We start from the raw sequence: 15,915 nt of genomic DNA on the forward strand, positions 1-15,915 counted from the left end.
CGCGGCTAGCTTGGATGTCATGCGGATTTTGGTCACCGGCGCCACCGGCTACGTCGGATCGCGTCTCGTAACAGCGCTGCTCGCCGACGGCCACGAAGTCCTGGCCGCCAGCCGGAGCCTGGCCCGGCTGCGACGGTTGGGCTGGTTCGACGACGTGACACCGGTGCTGCTGGACGCCTCCGACCCCGCGTCGGCGCACGCGGCGATGACCGCCGCCGGTCAGGTCGACGTGGTCTATTACCTGGTCCACGGAATCGGTCAGCCCGGCTTCCGCGACAGCGACAACGCCGCGGCCGCCAACGTGGCCGTCGCCGCCCGCGCTGCCGGAGTGCGGCGCATCGTCTACCTGGGCGGCTTCGTGCCCGAGGCCCCGGAAAACGAGGCGTTGTCTCAGCACCTGACCAGCAGGGCCGAAGTGGCCACGGCTCTGGCCGTGCAGGACGGCCCGGAACTGGTATGGCTGGGCGCCGCGATCATCATCGGCGCCGGTTCGACGTCGTTCGAGATGTTGCGCTATGTCGGGGACCGCTTCCCGGTCCTGCCGATGCCGAACTGGATGGACAATCCGATCGACCCGATCTCCGTTCGAGACGTGCTGCATTACCTGGTCGCCGCGGCCGACACCGACCGGGTACCGGCGGGCTCCTACGACATCTGCGGCCCCGACACCACGTCCTACCGGCGGCTGCTCGAGGCATATGCCCGCATGTGCGGCAGATGGCACGCGGCGGTGCCGGTGGGCAGCCGGCTCGACACCGCGACAGCGTCACGCATCACGGCGGCCGCGCTGCCCATTCCGCCGGGCCTGGCCGCAGACCTGGTCGAATCACTGGATCACCCGATGCGGGCCTCGGCCAGCGGCCGGCGAGACTGGGTGCCCGATCCGCCGGGCGGTTTGCTCGGCATCGAGGATGCCCTCGCGCTGGCCCTGGCCGACGGCCCGCATGCGCCGCCGGCTCCGGTCAATGCGCTGGCCGATCCGCATCGCCTCGCCGATACCGACCCCTCCTGGGCCGGTGGTGATGCGTTGCGCATCCGGCGGCTCGCCTGTGCGGTGACACCGCCCGTCGCACGACCCACGCTGCGGCTGCTCAATGTCGTCCCCGGCCCGCTTGCCGGCGCGCTGCGAACTAGTCTGGACATCCTCATCACCCTGACTCCGAAAGTTCTGTTCGTATGAGCCAGTCCACCGCACCCCGCCCCCGGGCGATCCACGACCTTCGCCGCGCGATGACCAATGTCGCAGTGCCGCACCACGAGTCACCCAAGGTGGTGCTGCGCCGGCGCATCGTGGTCGGCGTGGTGCTGCTGATCGGGGCGGCGGTGCTGGGGCTGTCGATGAGTCGCCGGCCCGGGGAGGCAACGTTTCACTGGCTGACCCTGGCTCTGGCCGTGGTATGGGCCGTCGGGGCGCTGGCGTCGGGACCGTTGCATCTCGGCGGCATCTGCTGGCGGGGGCGCAACCAGCGCCCGGTGATCACCGGGACCACGGTGGGGCTGGTTCTTGGTGGCGTGTTTGTCCTGGGCGGTTTGGTCACCCGGGAAATCCCGGCCGTGTCCGACCTGACGGTCCGCGTCCTGCGATTTGCCGAGCACGGATCTGTGCTGGTGGTGCTGATCACCCTGATCAACGGCGTCGCCGAGGAGATGTTCTTCCGCGGCTCGCTCTACACCGCCTTGGGCCGGTTCTATCCGGCACTGCTGTCCACCCTTGTCTACGTTGCCGCCATCATGGCCACCGGCAACCCGATGCTCGGATTCGCCGCGGTCATCCTGGGAACGGTGTGTGCGTGGGAGCGGCGTTTCACCGGCGGTGTGCTGGCACCGGTCCTGACCCATGTCGTATGGGGCCTGATCATGGTGCTCGCGTTGCCGCCGTTGTTCGGCGTCTAGATCTCCTACCCGGCCGACGCGATGATGTCATGCGCCAACGCGCGCAGCGCGGCGGTGTAGAGCGGCCGCAGCATCGACCAGGACAACCGCCCCGGAATGCCGCGGGGAAAGACAATCGCCCGCTGCGTGTACCTGCTGCCGTCGGTTCGCCGGGGCGTGACCGTGATTTCCAGCCACGTCGGCCCGGGAAACCGGGTGGCCGCGGCCAGCCGCAATGTGGTCGCGTTGCGTTCTGCCACCGTCCACCGCCGCGGCGAGCGCCGGCGCCGCGGCACCAACGCCAGTGAGTACCACCGGCCACTGTTGGCGGCGTTGTGAGTGGATGCCCAGATGTCCTCGGGTCCGGCGGTGGTCACTGCGGTGCGGACGTCGGTGTAGACGATTTCGCCGGCCCACTTAGGGTCGCTGGGCAGCAGATCAGCGGGCTCGGGGTGCGGCGAGTCCCAGGTCGCGTCCGGCAGTCCGTGGGCCGCGCGCGCGAGCGCCAACGCAACGGCCTGGCGGTACCCGGTCAGCCCGCCCGGTGGCGGCGCGACGAGGGTGTCGATATCCGAGTTGCGCATCACCGCATCGCATTCCAGCGACTCGATCAACGGGCGCGCCAGGCCGGACGGGATCGGCGTCACCGTGCCGACCCAGAGGCTGGCAATGCGCGGCGTCAGAAACGGCAACACCAACAGGTAGCGCCGGTGCAGTCCGGCTACCTCGGCATAGATCCGCATCATGTCGCCGTACTCCAAGACGTCGGGACCGCCGATGTCCCAGGTCCGAGATGACGGCAGCTCCACCGTGGCCGCCGCGACCAGGTAGTACAGCACGTCCCGAACGGCGATCGGCTGGATTCGGTTGTGCACCCACTTCGGCGTGGTCATCACCGGCAACCGGTCGGTGAGGTGCCTGATCATTTCGAACGACGCCGATCCCGATCCGACCACCACGCCGGCTTGCAGTACGACGGTCTCGATACCGGATTCGATCAGAGCCTCGCCGACCGCTTTGCGCGACTCGAGGTGGGGCGAGAGGTTGCGTCCGTCGGGGTGTAGACCGCCGAGGTACACCACGCGCCGCACTCCGGCTCGTCGCGCCGCTTCCACGACGTTGCGCACGGCCCTGGTTTCCTCGATGGCGAAGTTCTTGGCGGTGCCCATCGAATGGACCAGGTAATACACCACCTGGACCCCGTCGAAAGCTGCGACGAGCGAATCGACGTCACCGAGGTCGCCCCGGGCCACCTCGGCCCGGTCCCGCCACGGCACGTCCGCGAGCTTGTTCGGGTCGCGGGCCAACGCCCGAACTCGATGGCCCTCGTTCAGCAGGCGCGGCACCAGTCGGGCACCGATATAGCCGGTCGCTCCCGTAACGAGGCAGTTGACCTGTCCACTCGACAATGCGATCTCCGGGGGTCTTTTTCGTTGTTCACCGTTATTCGGAGCCGCCGCCGCCAAGGATTGCCGCTTCGTCCCGGAGTCGAGAGGCCGCCGCGTCCGGCGCACTCGGCAATCAGAGGTCGGTGAACGTCGGTGTGCGGCGCTGCTGGAATGCCCGTGCGCCCTCGGCGAAGTCGGGTGATCGCAACAGCATCGACTGCCCCGTGAACTCCCGTTCGAGGGCGTGGTCCAACTCGGTAAGAGTGGCCGCGTTGATCGCGTCCTTGGTCTTGGCGAACGCGACCGCCGGGCCCGCAAGTAACCTCGAAATGACTTGGTCCACTTCCCTTTCGAAGTGCTCGGCCGGATAGACCGCGCTCACCAGGCCCCACGACAGCGCCTCGGCGGCCGGCAATCGCTCCGCCAACAGCGCCATCCGCATCGCCCGGATGCGGCCGGCCGCGGCGGCCACCAACGCCGATGCGCCGCCGTCGGGCATCAACCCGATTTTGGTGAACGCCAACATGAAAAATGCTTCGTCGGAAGCCAATACGAGGTCACACGCCAGGGCAAGCGAAACCCCGACCCCGGCGGCCGGGCCCGGTACCACGGCGACCACCGGATGCGGCAGCGCCGTGATGGCCCGGATCGCCCGGTTGATCTCCGCGATGGTTTCGGTGCGGGACTTGCCGCGGACCACATCCTCGGCGCTCATCCCGGCCCCGGAACTGAAGCCGCGGCCCCTGCCGCCCAAGCGCACCACCCGTACCCGCCGATCGGTGGCCGCGCGCTCCATCGCATCGGCAATGCCCGCCAGCACCGCTGCCGTCAGGGAATTCAGCGTCGCCGGCCGGTCGATGGTCACCGACAGCACACCGTCGGCCAGCTTGACGTCAAGTCCCGCGACTGGCGCCAGCGTGTCGATCCCGTCCTGCGGCGGCATGGGCCTCACCCTATGCGACCCTGAGCGACCGGAATGCAGGGCTGTCGCGGCCGGCTGCAAAGATGCGAACGACGTCACCGCAGACGAAAGGTCGGTAGATCAATGGCAGGACCGCTGAACGGATTACGAGTTGTGGAGCTGGCGGGGATCGGGCCGGGTCCGCATGCCGCGATGATCCTGGGGGATCTGGGTGCCGACGTGGTGCGTATCGACCGCCCGTCGGCTGCTGCCGGCGGCGGCACAGCCAACGACGCCATGCTGCGCAGCCGGCGCATCGTCACCGCCGACCTGAAGTCCGATCGGGGACGCGAACTCGTCCTCAAACTCGTCGCCAAGGCCGACGTGCTGATCGAGGGTTACCGCCCCGGCGTCGCCGAGCGGCTGGGTCTGGGCCCCGAAGACTGCGCCAAAGTCAACGACCGGCTGGTCTACGCCCGGATGACCGGCTGGGGTCAGACCGGGCCGCGCAGCCAGCAGGCCGGTCACGACATCAACTACATCTCGCTGAACGGCATCCTGCATGCCATCGGCCGGGTCGACGAACGGCCGGTGCCGCCGCTGAACCTGGTCGGCGACTTCGGCGGCGGTTCGATGTTCCTGCTGGTCGGCATCCTGGCCGCGCTGTGGGAGCGCCAGAGCTCCGGCAAAGGTCAGGTCATCGACGCGGCGATGGTCGACGGCTCCAGCGTGCTGGTGCAGATGATGTGGGCGATGCGCGCCACCGGCATGTGGACCGATGTGCGGGGCACCAACATGCTCGACGGCGGCGCGCCCTACTACGACACCTACGAGTGCGCCGACGGCCGCTATGTCGCCGTGGGTGCCATCGAGCCGCAGTTCTATGCCGCCATGCTGGCGGGGCTGGGTCTGGACGCAGCCGACTTGCCACCGCAGAACGACGTGACCCGGTGGCCCGAACTGCGGGCGGTGTTGACCGACGCGTTCGGCCGGCACGACCGTGACCACTGGGCCAAGGTGTTCGCCGACTCCGATGCCTGCGTGACGCCGGTGCTGGTGTTCGGCGAGGTGCAGACCGAGCCGCACATCGCCGAGCGGAACACCTTCTACGAGGTGAACGGCGGCCTGCAGCCGCGACCGGCGCCGCGGTTCTCGCGCACCGTGCCGGATCAACCGCGGCCGCCGGTGGCGCCGGCGACCGGCATGGACGCGGTTCTCGAGGACTGGGTATAGTCCCGACCAACCGGTAGGTCGGGTGCTCAACGAAAGGACTCGCATGGAAATCAGGGACGCCGTGGCCGTCGTTACCGGGGGCGCATCAGGACTGGGACTGGCCACCACCAAGCGGCTGCTGGACGCGGGAGCGCAGGTGGTGGCGTTGGACCTCAAAGGCGACGACGTGGTGGCCCAGCTCGGCGATCGCGCGCGGTTCGCGCAGGCCGACGTGACCGACGAGGCCGCCGTGAGCGCTGCGCTGGATCTGGCGGAATCGCTGGGGCCGTTGCGTATCGTCGTCAACTGCGCCGGCACCGGTAACGCGGTGCGGGTGCTGGGCCGCGACGGTGTTTTCCCGCTGGCTGCCTTCCGCAAGATCGTGGACATTAACCTGGTCGGCACCTTCAACGTGCTGCGGCTGGGCGCCGAGCGGATGGCCAAGACGGAGCCGATCGGGGAAGAGCGCGGCGTCATCATCAACACCGCGTCGGTGGCGGCGTTCGACGGCCAGATCGGACAGGCCGCCTACTCGGCGTCCAAGGGCGGCGTGGTCGGCATGACCCTGCCGGTCGCGCGCGACCTGGCCAGCCATCTGATCCGGGTGATGACGATCGCGCCCGGCCTCTTCGACACCCCGCTGCTGGCCGGTCTACCCGAACCGGCTCGGGAGTCGCTGGGCAAGCAGGTGCCGCATCCGTCGCGTCTGGGCAACCCCGATGAATACGGGGCGCTGGCCGTGCACATCATCGAAAACCCAATGCTCAACGGCGAAGTCATCCGTCTGGACGGCGCGATCCGGATGGCGCCGCGTTAACCGCCGGAAACGGAAAACCCCCCGCAATCGCGGGGGGCTCACGTAGGGGAAAAGCATTCAGTTATCGACGAAACCATCTACTGATGGCAGGTTCGGCAATGAGTAGCCGTGCAAGCATGCCCATGGTGTGCCTCAGCTTGCCGTAGGCAGCGGGTGCCAGTCTTCGAACTGCTCCGAGGTCTCGCCTTCCACCAGCATGTCGCCGTGGTAGAGAGCCTCGAAGTCGGCTTTGATGACGTCGGCACTCGAGTCGTCGATCCACATGTCACTGAGCGTAGGAGTCACCCTTAAGGAATCGCTGAGTCACGATTCGGAAAATGGTGGCAATTCTTACCCGTGGGTAGGGTGCGCGTCCGGGGTAGGAACGCCGTTCAGGCGGTGCTTTCGCCTACCGGTGAACCGTAGCGGTACCCAGGTTCGTGAGTAGGGCAGGCGTTGTTTGACGCCTGTAAGTTATCGCTGATAAGTTACCGCGGATACGGTGGGCCGCTCGGGGACGGCCGGCGCCGGCGCCGGAGGGGACGCATCATGTTGCAGGGAATCGCACGACTCGCCATCGCGGCACCGCGCCGAATCATCGGGGTCGCCCTGCTGGTGTTCCTGGCCGCAGCGGTCTTTGGCATACCGGTCGCCAACAGCCTGTCGCCAGGGGGTTTCCAAGACCCCGACTCTGAATCGGCACACGCCATCAACGTACTGACCAACAAGTTCGGCCAAAGCGGCCAGCAGATGCTGATCTTGGTGACCGCTCCGGCCGGAGTCGGCAGCGAGGCCGCTCGCAGCGTCGGTACCGACGTCGTCGGCCAGCTGCAGCGGTCGCCGTTGGTCTACAACGTGACATCACCGTGGACGGGGCCGCCGCAGGCCTCCGGCGACCTGGTCAGCACCGACGGCAAGTCGGGGTTGATCGTGGTCAACATCAAAGGCGGCGAGAACAACGCGCAGAAGAACGCCCAGACGCTGGCCGACGAAATTGTCCACGACCGTGACGGTGTCACCGTCCGCGCGGGCGGGTCGGCCATGGAGTACGCCCAGATCAACAAGCAGAATCAAGCGGACCTGCTGGTGATGGAGGCGATCGCGATTCCGCTCAGCTTCCTGGTGCTGGTGTGGGTCTTCGGTGGCCTGCTGGCAGCGGCGCTGCCGATGGCGCTGGGCGCTCTGGCCGTCGTCGGCTCGATGTTGGTGCTGCGACTGGTGACGTTCACCACCGAGGTCTCGATCTTCGCGCTCAACCTGAGCACCGCGCTGGGTTTGGCGCTGGCCATCGACTACACCCTGCTGATCATCAGCCGCTATCGCGACGAGCTGGCCGAGGGCAGTGATCCGGACGAGGCGCTGATCCGGACGATGGCCACGTCCGGTCGCACGGTCCTGTTCTCGGCGACCACGGTGGCGTTGTCGATGGCGGCCACCGTGGCGTTCCCGATGTACTTCCTGAAGTCGTTCGCCTACGCCGGTGTGGCCACGGTCGCCTTCGTGGCGACCGCGTCGATCGTGATCACTCCGGCCGCGATCGTGTTGCTGGGTCCCCGCCTCGACGCATTGGACGTTCGCCGCCTGATACGCCGCATGCTGGGGCGCCCCGAGCCGGTGCACAAGCCGGTGGAGCAACTGTTTTGGTATCGGTCCACCAAGTTCGTCATGCGCCGGTGGTTGCCGATCGGTCTGGCGGTGGTCGCGCTGCTGGTGCTGCTGGGACTGCCGTTCCTGTCGGTGAAGTGGGGTTTCCCGGACGACCGGGTGCTCCCGCGTACGGCTTCTGCCCATCAGGTGGGTGATCAGCTGCGCAAGAACTTCGCCCATGACCTGGCGATGGCTGTTCCGGTCGTCATCCCCGATACCCGCGGTCTGACTCCGGCCGACCTTGACGGCTATGCCGCCGACCTGTCGCGGGTACCCGACGTGTCGTCGGTGAGCGCCCCGAGCGGAACGTTCGTCGGTGGGAACAAGGTGGGTCCGCCGGCGGGAGCCACCGGGTTTGCCGACGGCAGCGCGTTCCTGACCGTGCACAGCACCGCCCCGCTGTTTTCCCACGCCTCCGACACCCAGCTCGCGCGCTTGCACCAGGTGGCCGGCCCGGCCGGGCGATCCGTCGAGATGGCCGGCGTGGCGCAGGTCAACCGGGACAGCGTCGATGCGGTGACCGATCGGCTCCCGCTGGTGCTGGGCCTGATGGCCGTGATCACGCTGGTGCTGCTGTTCCTGCTCACCGGCAGCGTGGTGTTGCCGGTCAAGGCGCTGGTTTGTAACATGCTGTCGCTGAGCGCGGCGTTCGGCGCGCTGGTCTGGATCTTCCAGGACGGCCATCTTGGGGCACTGGGCACAACCCCAAGCGGGACGTTGGTGGCGAACATGCCGGTGCTGTTGTTCTGCATCGCCTTCGGGCTGTCCATGGATTACGAGGTGTTCCTGGTCGCCCGGATCCGCGAGTACTGGCTGGCTTCCGGGGCTGCCCGTCCGGCAACCCCGAAACCGGCCGAAGCGCATGCCGCCAACGACGAGAGTGTGGCGTTCGGGGTGGCGCGTACCGGTCGGGTGATCACCGCGGCGGCGTTGGTGATGTCGATGTCGTTTGCCGCGCTGATCGCCGCGCATGTGTCCTTCATGCGAATGTTCGGTCTGGGCCTGACCCTTGCCGTGGCCGCCGATGCCACCCTGGTGCGCATGGTCTTGGTGCCGGCCTTCATGCACGTGATGGGCAGCTGGAACTGGTGGGCGCCCAAGCCGTTGGTGTGGCTGCACGAGCGGTTTGGCATCAGCGAGGGCGCCGCGGTCCAGCATGAGGCCGGGACAACGGGCCGCAGTGACGAGGCGGCGATTCCCGCGGCGTTGACGGGTAAGGGTTGAGGTGTCGATGGAACTGCGTCGCTCACGTGCCCCGCGCGGATCGGGGAACCGGCTACGCCGCGAAATCCTGGACGCGGCCACCGAATTGCTGCTGGAGACGGGGCAGGCCCGGGCGGTCTCGATCCGATCGGTGGCTCAACGCGTGGGCGTCACACCGCCGTCGATCTATCTGCACTTCGAGGACAAAGACGCGCTGTTGGACGCGGTGTGCGCACGCTACCTGGCCAGACTCGACGGTGAAATGGAGCGGGCGGCGACCGGCCAACCATCCACGGTGGACGTGCTGCGGGCACAGGGTCTGGCCTATGTGCGGTTCGCATTGCAGACCCCGGAGCTGTACCGCCTGGCCACCATGGGGGAGTGGCGGTCGGGCAGCGACGTCGACCTGGCTCTGGACAGCTCCGCTTTCCAGCACATGCGCGCCTCCGTTCGGGCGCTCATGGACGAGGGCGTCTACCGCGTGGACGACCCGACCATGATTGCCCTGGAGTTGTGGGCCGCCGTGCACGGCGTGGCCGCGCTATTGATTACGAAGCCGCACTTGCCGTTCGACGACGCGGAGGCGTTCGCCGACCGGGTGCTCAGCGCGGTCCTGTGCGGCCATATGGTGGCCGGTCTGGCGGGTCGGCACGCGACGTCTCGACAGGTGTTGGATTGGGTTATGCGGCATCGCTCGCCGGAGGCGGCGCAGGTATGACGCGCGGTACCCGGTTCGAGCACCCGTTCTTCGCCCGTATCTGGCCCATCATCGCCGCCCACGAAGCCCAGGCGCTACGAGATCTGCGCCGAGAGAATCTGGCCGGCCTGACGGGCCGGGTCCTCGAAGTCGGTGCCGGTGTCGGGACGAACTTCGCCTATTACCCGCAGACCGTGACAGAGGTCGTGGCCGTGGAGCCCGAGCCGCACTTGACGGTGAAAGCCCGTGCGGCCGCCGAGGGCGCGCCCGTTCCCGTGATGGTGATCGGCGATACGGCAGAGGACTTCAGCGCCGGTGAGCCCTTCGACGCGGTGGTCTGCTCGCTGGTGCTGTGTTCGGTGAACGACCCGGTCGAGGTGCTGCTGCATCTGCGCTCGTTGCTACGGCCGGGTGGGCAGTTGCGGTATCTCGAGCACGTAGCCAGTGCCGGTGCTCGGGGCCGGCTTCAGCAGTTCGTCGACGCGACGTTCTGGCCGCGACTGGCCGGCAACTGCCATACCCATCGCCATACCGAACGCGCGATCGTCGCGGCGGGATTCGACGTGGACACCGCGCGACGGGAGTGGACGCTGCCCGCGTGGGCGCCGTTGCCGGTGTCGGAGCTGGCGCTGGGCCGGGCTCGGCGTCCGTTGCTCTGATCGCGAAACTGCGCTCAGCGCGCGATCCCGTCGGCCAAGCGCGATCTGTGCGCAGGCTCGATGTGACTAGCGCAGGCTCGACGCGCGAAACTCCAACGCGGCACGGATCCGGCGAATGATGTCGGCAGGACTATCGGTTGCCACCACTCGGACGATCAGCCAGCCGAGCCGCTCCAACTCCTCGCTACGCCTGATGTCCTTGGTGTATTGCCAGCGGTCGCGGCGATGATGCTCGCCGTCGTATTCGACGGCGACCATCACATCTTTCCAGCCCATATCGAGGTAGTACATCCGGGTTGCGTCCAGTGTCGGCACCGGGATTTGCGTGGTCGGCCGGGGTAAACCGGCGCGGATGATCAACAGCCGCAGCCAACTCTCTTTCGGCGACTGCGAACCGGTGTCGACGAGCTCCAGCGCGGTTTCCAGTTGCCTCAAGCCCCGGGCACCGCGATGCCGGTCCGCCACGTCGGCGACTTCTGCAACCTTGACGCCGGTTGCGCCCAGGAGAGCGTCCAGGTGTGCGATCGCGGTGCCCATCGGCTTTCGCCGTCCAATGTCGTATGCGGTGCGTTGCGGTGTGGTCACCGGGATGCCGCCGACGAGGTCGTACTCCTCGGGCCGGAGCCGCACGTCATAGGTGCGCAGGCCCGGTGGCGGTCGCGCGTTGGACCACACCAATTCGACGGGCAGGCGTTCGTCTATCCATTTCGAGCCGTGCCACGCGGCGGCGGTCAGCCCGGCGAGCACGCCTCGCCGGTGCGACCACAGCCATGCGGCAACCGCACGGTGTCGCAGCGTCAGTTGCTGATCGCGCCGGACGTAGACGTCGGGATACACCAACCGGAATCCGGAACGCAGCTGGTGGGGCCGCAGCGTTCCGCTGCGCACCGCTTCGCTGCCGATAAATGGTTCCGCGCCGGCCATGACGGCAGAATCGCGCGGCCCGCCGCCGTCGGCTCACCGAAACTGCGCCCAGCGCGCGCTCCTGTGGGCGAACCGCGATCTGTGTGCAGTTTCGATGCGACGACCGCAGGCTCGACCCGAAAGCTAACCCAACAGCGACGGCAACCGCTGCAACAACCCGGGCAACGCCCGACTCGCCGACTGGCGTACACAGATCGTCGCGCTCCCGGACAGCGGTGTCGGCTCAGGATTGACCTCGATCACCGGAATGCCACGCGCCAGTGCCAGCTCCGGTAGCCCGGCGGCCGGGTAGACAATCGCGGAGGTCCCCACCACCACCATCACATCGGCGGCTTCGGTCGCCTCGACGGCATGGTGCCACGGCCCTTCGGGCAGCGCCTCGCCGAACCACACGATGTCGGGCCGGATCAGGCCGCCGCAGCGGCAGACCGGCGGCTCCACCTCGATCGCCGGCTCGGTCATCACCGGCAGCGCCTCGGTGTAAGGCATACCGCAACGGGCACAACGGAATTCAAAAAGGCTGCCGTGCAGGTGGTGCACTGGTGTGCTACCGGCTCGCTCGTGCAGATCATCGACGTTCTGGGTGACGACGCTGACGTCGGCCGCGCTCTGCCAGTCGGCGATCGCGCGGTGACCCTGGTTGGGTTCGACGGTGGCCACCAGGTAGTGGCGCCACAGATACCAGCCCCATACCCGCTCGGGGTTGCTCTCCCATCCTTGTGTGCTGGACAGCTCGTAGGGGTCGAATCGGGCCCACAATCCGTTCTTGTCGTCACGAAAGGTTGGTACGCCGCTTTCCGCCGAGATCCCCGCCCCGCTGAGCACCGTCACTCGCATCCCACAAAGATAGCCGTGCCTGGTAGATACTGGGTGGGTGGAGCTGCGCGACTGGTTACGGATCGATGTGAAGGCGGGCAAGCCGCTGTTCGACCAGCTCAGGACCCAGGTTATCGACGGGGTGCGAGCCGGTGCGTTACCGCCGGGAACCCGGTTGCCGACGGTGCGCGACCTGGCCGGCCAGCTCGGGGTTGCCGCCAATACGGTGGCCCGCGCCTACCGGGAGCTGGAGTCGGCAGCGATCGTCGAAACCCGCGGGCGCTTCGGCACTTTCATTTCCCGCTTCGACCCGACCGACGCGGCGATGGCCGCTGCGGCCAGGGAATACGTGGAAGTCGCTCGCGCACTGGGCCTGACCAAGTCCGACGCCATGCGTTATCTCACCAACGTGCCCGACAACTGACGCCTCAGCCGAATTCGAGCAAGGTCAGGCACGGACGCAGCGCGTCGAACACGGGCATGCGGTAGACCGTCGACAGCGCGGCGTTGAACACCAAGCCGCGCCCCGTGGGCAACGGCACGTCGCGAACCGCGCGGATGCCCGGCACCGTGTTCACCAAGTCCGCGGCCTGCCCGACGGACAGGCTGAACGGCATCGGCGGAATCTTGTAGCGCAGCGACGTCCGGATGCCGAGCCGGCTGAAGAGGGTAAACCAGCGCGGCGGCAGGTCGAAGAGCATCTGGCCGCCCGGGAAGTTCTTCGCGCACTCGCTGATCAGTGCCAGCGCCTGCTCGGGCTGCAGGTACATCAGCAGCCCCTCGGCGGTGATGAACACGCCGGCGGAGGAGTCGACGCACTCCATCCAGCTGTAGTCCAGCGCGGACTGGGCGCACACCGACGCCCGGGCAGGCGTCGGCAGCAGTCGCGTACGGATATCGATAATCGGCCCTAGATCGACGGTGAGCCAACGGAATCGGCCGTCCGGAAGGGCTGCGTCCAAACGCCAGAAGCTGGTTTGCAGACCTTCTGCCAGCGCCACCACGGTGGCCGATGGATGTCGGCTCAGATAGGACAGCGTTGCGGCGTCGAAGGCCCGGGCCCGCAAGGCAATGTCCTGGCGGGTGGGGCCGAACTTCGCGAAGTCGAAGTCGATGGAATCGGCCAGGGCGATGGCCATCGGGTCCTCGATGATCGGGTCGCTGCGGCGGGCCTCCGCGGCCCTGGCATTCAGCGTCAATAAGGCGGTCTCGGAGACTCCGGTGAGGGTGACCTTCTGCTGGGAGGCTTCGTTGGCGGGGGTCATTTCAGCACCTTGTCCAGTGTTCGCAGGTTGCGGGTGGTGGTCGACGACTTGTAGCGCTTCTTTCCCATGGTTTGGCCGATGGCGCTGTCCAGAGTGCTTCCCTTCGGCACTTGCCAGTAAACGACGCCGTCGCCGCGGCTGATCTTCTCCTCCGGGCCGGCTTCCAGCGCCGCCAGTTCGTCGAGCAGTCCGGCGTCGCTGACGAACGTGACGTACGACTGGTATCCGTCGACTTCCCGCTCAAACGGGTACCGCTCGTTGACAGCGCGCACGGTGTCGATGTCGTAGACCAATACCCACGCGTCATAGCCGAACCGCTCGCGTAGCGCGGCCTCCGCGGTCAAGCGCACCTGCGCGGCATCCAAGGATGCCTCCAGCAGGACGTTGCCGCTGGCCAGGATGGTGCGCACGTGGGCGAACCCGGCGTCGGTCAACGCCGCGGCCACGTCTGCCATTTTCAGGTTGACGCCCCCGACATTGACGCCGCGCAGGAATGCCGCGTATCGAGCCATCATCCGATTCCACCAGGTGGTCTTGGACCGTCGCGACGCAACGTAGGCTTTCGGGCATGGGACGCCACGTCTTCGACGACAAACTGCTGGCCGTGATCAGCGGCAACTCCATCGGAGTGCTGGCCACCATCAAACGCGACGGACGCCCCCAGCTGTCCAACGTGCGGTATCACTTCGATCCGCGCACATTGGTGTTTCAGGTATCGATCACCGAGCCGCGGGCCAAGACCCGCAACCTGCGCCGCGACCCGCGGGCGTCGATCCTCGTCGATGCCGACGACGGATGGTCCTATGCCGTCGCCGAGGGCACCGCGGAGCTGACGCCGCCGGCGGCCGCCCCCGGCGACGACACGGTAGAGGCGCTAATTGCCTTGTACCGCAACATCGCCGGTGAGCATCCGGATTGGGACGAATACCGCGAGGCGATGGTCACCGATCGGCGGGTGGTGCTGACCCTGCCCATCTCGCACGTTTACGGTCTGCCGCCGGGTAAACGATAGACACTCGGGTTAGGCTGCCGGGTATGCCTGAATCGAAGTCCTCCGAGGACGAGACCAAGCGCAAGTTCCGCGAAGCCCTCGACCGCAAGCTGGCCAAGTCGGCGGGTGGATCGGATCACAAGGACGGCGGCGCCAAGCAACCGCGGGCACACGGTCCGCTGGAGAGCCGTCGGGAATTCCGCCGCAAGAGCGGCTAACACGACAAAGCCTCTGGCGGGCAAGCCAATTCGATGCTGTACCGATGCTCTGCCGGTGGGTCGCCCATTGAGTTCTAAACTGTGTGGGTGGTGAAACTGCAGCTTGCCCAGGACCAGGCCGCCGACGCGCTGCTCGACTCCAACCCGTTCGCGCTGCTGGTCGGCATGCTTCTTGATCAGCAGGTTCCGCTGGAGACCGCGTTCGCCGGGCCCAAGAAGATCGCCGACCGGATGGGCGGCTTCGACGCCGCTGAGATAGCGGACTACGACCCGGAAAAGTTCGCCGCACTGTGCTCGGAAAAGCCTGCGATACACCGCTTTCCGGGCTCGATGGCCAAGCGCATCCAGGCGCTTGCGCAGATCGTCGTGGACCGCTACGGCGGAGACGCGGCCGCCGTGTGGACGGCCGGCGATCCCGATGGCGATGAGTTGCTGCGGCGGCTCAAGGGGCTGCCCGGGTTCGGCGAGCAAAAAGCCCGGATCTTCCTGGCGTTGCTCGGCAAGCAATACGGCGTGACGCCGCCGGGCTGGCGGGAGGCCGCCGGGCCCTACGGTCAACCCGGCACCTATATCTCCGTCGCCGATATCGTGGACGCCCGCTCGCTGGGGCAGGTGCGCTCGCACAAGAAACAGATGAAGGCTTCAGTTAAGGGAAAGGCGGCAACGTGAAAACACACATTACGTGTCCGTGCGGCGAAGCCATCGTCGGCAAGGACGAGGACGAGTTGGTCGAGCTGACCCAGAAACACCTTGCCGATGTTCATCCCGGTCTGGAGTACGACCGCGACGCAATCTTGTTCATGGCGTACTGACTGGTGCACGACGCGCCGTAAGCGGCGTACATCTGCGCGCCCTCGCGCTGTATTAGGGAACCACCGTTGAGCCGATGGTCGGCATGAACTGGCACTGCCGTTCCTTGGTGGTGACCTGACCGAAAATCGTCGACATGATGCTGCCTGAACCGGTGTCGGCGATCACGGTCAACGTGGTCGGCCCGTCCGGATTGATGTCCGGCCGAGGCTTGAGCGTGGCGCTGCCGGACCTGCCGGTGGTCAGGTTCACCCAAGTGACGTTCAACGGCAGCCGCTGCACCTCGGCGGGTCCGGGGGTGCCGACGGCAGTGAACACATAGGCCGTCTGGCCCGGCCCCGGGCCGGGCGACGGAATCTTGGCCGGGCCCGCGACCGAGAGCGCGGTGGCGATCACGTTGCTACCGTCGGCCAGGCAATTCGTGCCGATCGAGGGGTACATGAAGTCCTGCGTGGGTGGGGCGTCGGGGCCGAATCCGGGAGCCGCGGCCGGAGCAGGTGGGGCCGCTTCGGGGGC

20 protein-coding genes are annotated in these 15,915 nt (G+C 67.3%); 12 read left to right on the forward strand and 8 right to left on the reverse strand.

The window, feature by feature from the left end; genetic code table 11:
- Positions 1-19: 19 nt before the first annotated feature.
- Both BST40_RS16045 and BST40_RS16050 read left to right on the forward strand, forming a co-directional pair.
- A complete protein-coding gene (locus tag BST40_RS16045) occupies positions 20-1,180 on the forward strand; it encodes an NAD(P)H-binding protein (RefSeq protein WP_083154759.1) in 1,161 nt (386 codons plus the stop codon).
- On the forward strand, positions 1,177-1,893 hold the full coding sequence (locus BST40_RS16050; protein ID WP_075547375.1) for a CPBP family intramembrane glutamic endopeptidase: 717 nt from the start codon (positions 1,177-1,179) through the stop codon (positions 1,891-1,893). The genes BST40_RS16045 and BST40_RS16050 overlap by 4 nt, the downstream gene beginning before the upstream one ends.
- A 5-nt stretch (positions 1,894-1,898) precedes the next feature.
- On the opposite strand, the gene BST40_RS16055 is transcribed toward BST40_RS16050, so the two are convergent.
- Positions 1,899-3,281 carry an NAD(P)H-binding protein gene (locus tag BST40_RS16055; protein ID WP_083154761.1) on the reverse strand — a complete coding sequence of 461 codons (1,383 nt, stop codon included), beginning with the start codon at positions 3,279-3,281 and terminating at the stop codon, positions 1,899-1,901.
- A 112-nt stretch (positions 3,282-3,393) separates the two neighbouring features.
- On the reverse strand, positions 3,394-4,203 hold the full coding sequence (locus tag BST40_RS16060; protein ID WP_075547376.1) for an enoyl-CoA hydratase: 810 nt from the start codon (positions 4,201-4,203) through the stop codon (positions 3,394-3,396).
- Between the two features lie 102 nt (positions 4,204-4,305).
- Here BST40_RS16060 and BST40_RS16065 point away from each other — a divergent pair, with 102 nt between their 5' ends.
- Both BST40_RS16065 and BST40_RS16070 read left to right on the forward strand, forming a co-directional pair.
- The gene (locus tag BST40_RS16065; RefSeq protein ID WP_083154764.1) at positions 4,306-5,394 is read left to right on the forward strand and encodes a CaiB/BaiF CoA transferase family protein; all 1,089 of its coding nucleotides are present in this window, start codon (positions 4,306-4,308) and stop codon (positions 5,392-5,394) included.
- A 43-nt stretch (positions 5,395-5,437) separates the two neighbouring features.
- Positions 5,438-6,190: a 3-hydroxyacyl-CoA dehydrogenase gene (locus tag BST40_RS16070; protein ID WP_075547378.1), complete on the forward strand. Its 753-nt coding sequence runs from the start codon at positions 5,438-5,440 to the stop codon at positions 6,188-6,190.
- Positions 6,191-6,322: 132 nt separating this feature from the next.
- Here BST40_RS16070 and BST40_RS32565 read toward each other — a convergent pair whose 3' ends face one another.
- On the reverse strand, positions 6,323-6,454 hold the full coding sequence (locus tag BST40_RS32565; RefSeq protein ID WP_116526608.1) for a hypothetical protein: 132 nt from the start codon (positions 6,452-6,454) through the stop codon (positions 6,323-6,325).
- Positions 6,455-6,718: 264 nt separating this feature from the next.
- Here BST40_RS32565 and BST40_RS16080 point away from each other — a divergent pair, with 264 nt between their 5' ends.
- The 3 genes from BST40_RS16080 to BST40_RS16090 are packed head-to-tail and all read left to right on the forward strand — an operon-like array spanning position 6,719 to position 10,375.
- Positions 6,719-9,040: an MMPL family transporter gene (locus BST40_RS16080; protein ID WP_075547379.1), complete on the forward strand. Its 2,322-nt coding sequence runs from the start codon at positions 6,719-6,721 to the stop codon at positions 9,038-9,040.
- Positions 9,041-9,047: 7 nt separating this feature from the next.
- The gene (locus BST40_RS16085; protein ID WP_075547397.1) at positions 9,048-9,737 is read left to right on the forward strand and encodes a TetR/AcrR family transcriptional regulator; all 690 of its coding nucleotides are present in this window, start codon (positions 9,048-9,050) and stop codon (positions 9,735-9,737) included.
- Positions 9,734-10,375, forward strand: a complete 642-nt coding sequence (locus BST40_RS16090) for a class I SAM-dependent methyltransferase (protein ID WP_075547380.1) — start codon at positions 9,734-9,736, stop codon at positions 10,373-10,375. The genes BST40_RS16085 and BST40_RS16090 overlap by 4 nt, the downstream gene beginning before the upstream one ends.
- A 66-nt stretch (positions 10,376-10,441) precedes the next feature.
- Here the strand turns inward: BST40_RS16090 and BST40_RS16095 are convergent, their stop codons facing one another.
- A complete protein-coding gene (locus BST40_RS16095; RefSeq protein ID WP_075547381.1) occupies positions 10,442-11,299 on the reverse strand; it encodes a hypothetical protein in 858 nt (285 codons plus the stop codon).
- A gap of 123 nt (positions 11,300-11,422) precedes the next feature.
- Complete coding sequence (locus BST40_RS16100; protein WP_075547382.1) at positions 11,423-12,136, reverse strand: NAD-dependent deacylase; 714 nt, start codon at positions 12,134-12,136, stop codon at positions 11,423-11,425.
- Positions 12,137-12,173: 37 nt separating this feature from the next.
- Here BST40_RS16100 and BST40_RS16105 point away from each other — a divergent pair, with 37 nt between their 5' ends.
- A complete protein-coding gene (locus tag BST40_RS16105; RefSeq protein ID WP_075547383.1) occupies positions 12,174-12,539 on the forward strand; it encodes an Rv1152 family transcriptional regulator in 366 nt (121 codons plus the stop codon).
- Positions 12,540-12,543: 4 nt separating this feature from the next.
- Here BST40_RS16105 and BST40_RS16110 read toward each other — a convergent pair whose 3' ends face one another.
- Together BST40_RS16110 and BST40_RS16115 are read right to left on the reverse strand one after the other, a co-directional pair.
- On the reverse strand, positions 12,544-13,380 hold the full coding sequence (locus tag BST40_RS16110; RefSeq protein ID WP_075547384.1) for a class I SAM-dependent methyltransferase: 837 nt from the start codon (positions 13,378-13,380) through the stop codon (positions 12,544-12,546).
- Positions 13,377-13,892, reverse strand: coding sequence for a DUF1697 domain-containing protein (locus tag BST40_RS16115; protein WP_075547385.1), 516 nt, complete (start codon positions 13,890-13,892; stop codon positions 13,377-13,379). Before BST40_RS16115 ends, BST40_RS16110 begins: the two co-directional genes overlap by 4 nt.
- 56 nt (positions 13,893-13,948) lie before the next feature.
- Between BST40_RS16115 and BST40_RS16120 the strand changes: the two genes are divergently transcribed.
- The 4 genes from BST40_RS16120 to BST40_RS16130 all read left to right on the forward strand — a co-directional run bounded on the left by BST40_RS16120 (position 13,949) and on the right by BST40_RS16130 (position 15,401).
- Complete coding sequence (locus BST40_RS16120) at positions 13,949-14,392, forward strand: PPOX class F420-dependent oxidoreductase (RefSeq protein WP_036401561.1); 444 nt, start codon at positions 13,949-13,951, stop codon at positions 14,390-14,392.
- A gap of 23 nt (positions 14,393-14,415) precedes the next feature.
- Positions 14,416-14,589 (forward strand): DUF5302 domain-containing protein, encoded by a 174-nt coding sequence (locus BST40_RS28995; RefSeq protein WP_089025177.1) that lies wholly within the window; start codon positions 14,416-14,418, stop codon positions 14,587-14,589.
- An 87-nt stretch (positions 14,590-14,676) separates the two neighbouring features.
- Positions 14,677-15,258, forward strand: a complete 582-nt coding sequence (locus BST40_RS16125; RefSeq protein ID WP_075547398.1) for an HhH-GPD-type base excision DNA repair protein — start codon at positions 14,677-14,679, stop codon at positions 15,256-15,258.
- Positions 15,255-15,401 carry a hypothetical protein gene (locus tag BST40_RS16130; protein ID WP_064774821.1) on the forward strand — a complete coding sequence of 49 codons (147 nt, stop codon included), beginning with the start codon at positions 15,255-15,257 and terminating at the stop codon, positions 15,399-15,401. Before BST40_RS16125 ends, BST40_RS16130 begins: the two co-directional genes overlap by 4 nt.
- Positions 15,402-15,453: 52 nt before the next feature.
- On the opposite strand, the gene BST40_RS16135 is transcribed toward BST40_RS16130, so the two are convergent.
- A partial coding sequence (locus BST40_RS16135) for an Rv1157c family protein (protein WP_482805262.1) occupies positions 15,454-15,915 on the reverse strand: 462 nt, incomplete at its 5' end.

The sequence above is a fragment of the Mycobacterium persicum genome, from assembly GCF_002086675.1.
GTDB lineage: Bacteria > Actinomycetota > Actinomycetes > Mycobacteriales > Mycobacteriaceae > Mycobacterium > Mycobacterium persicum.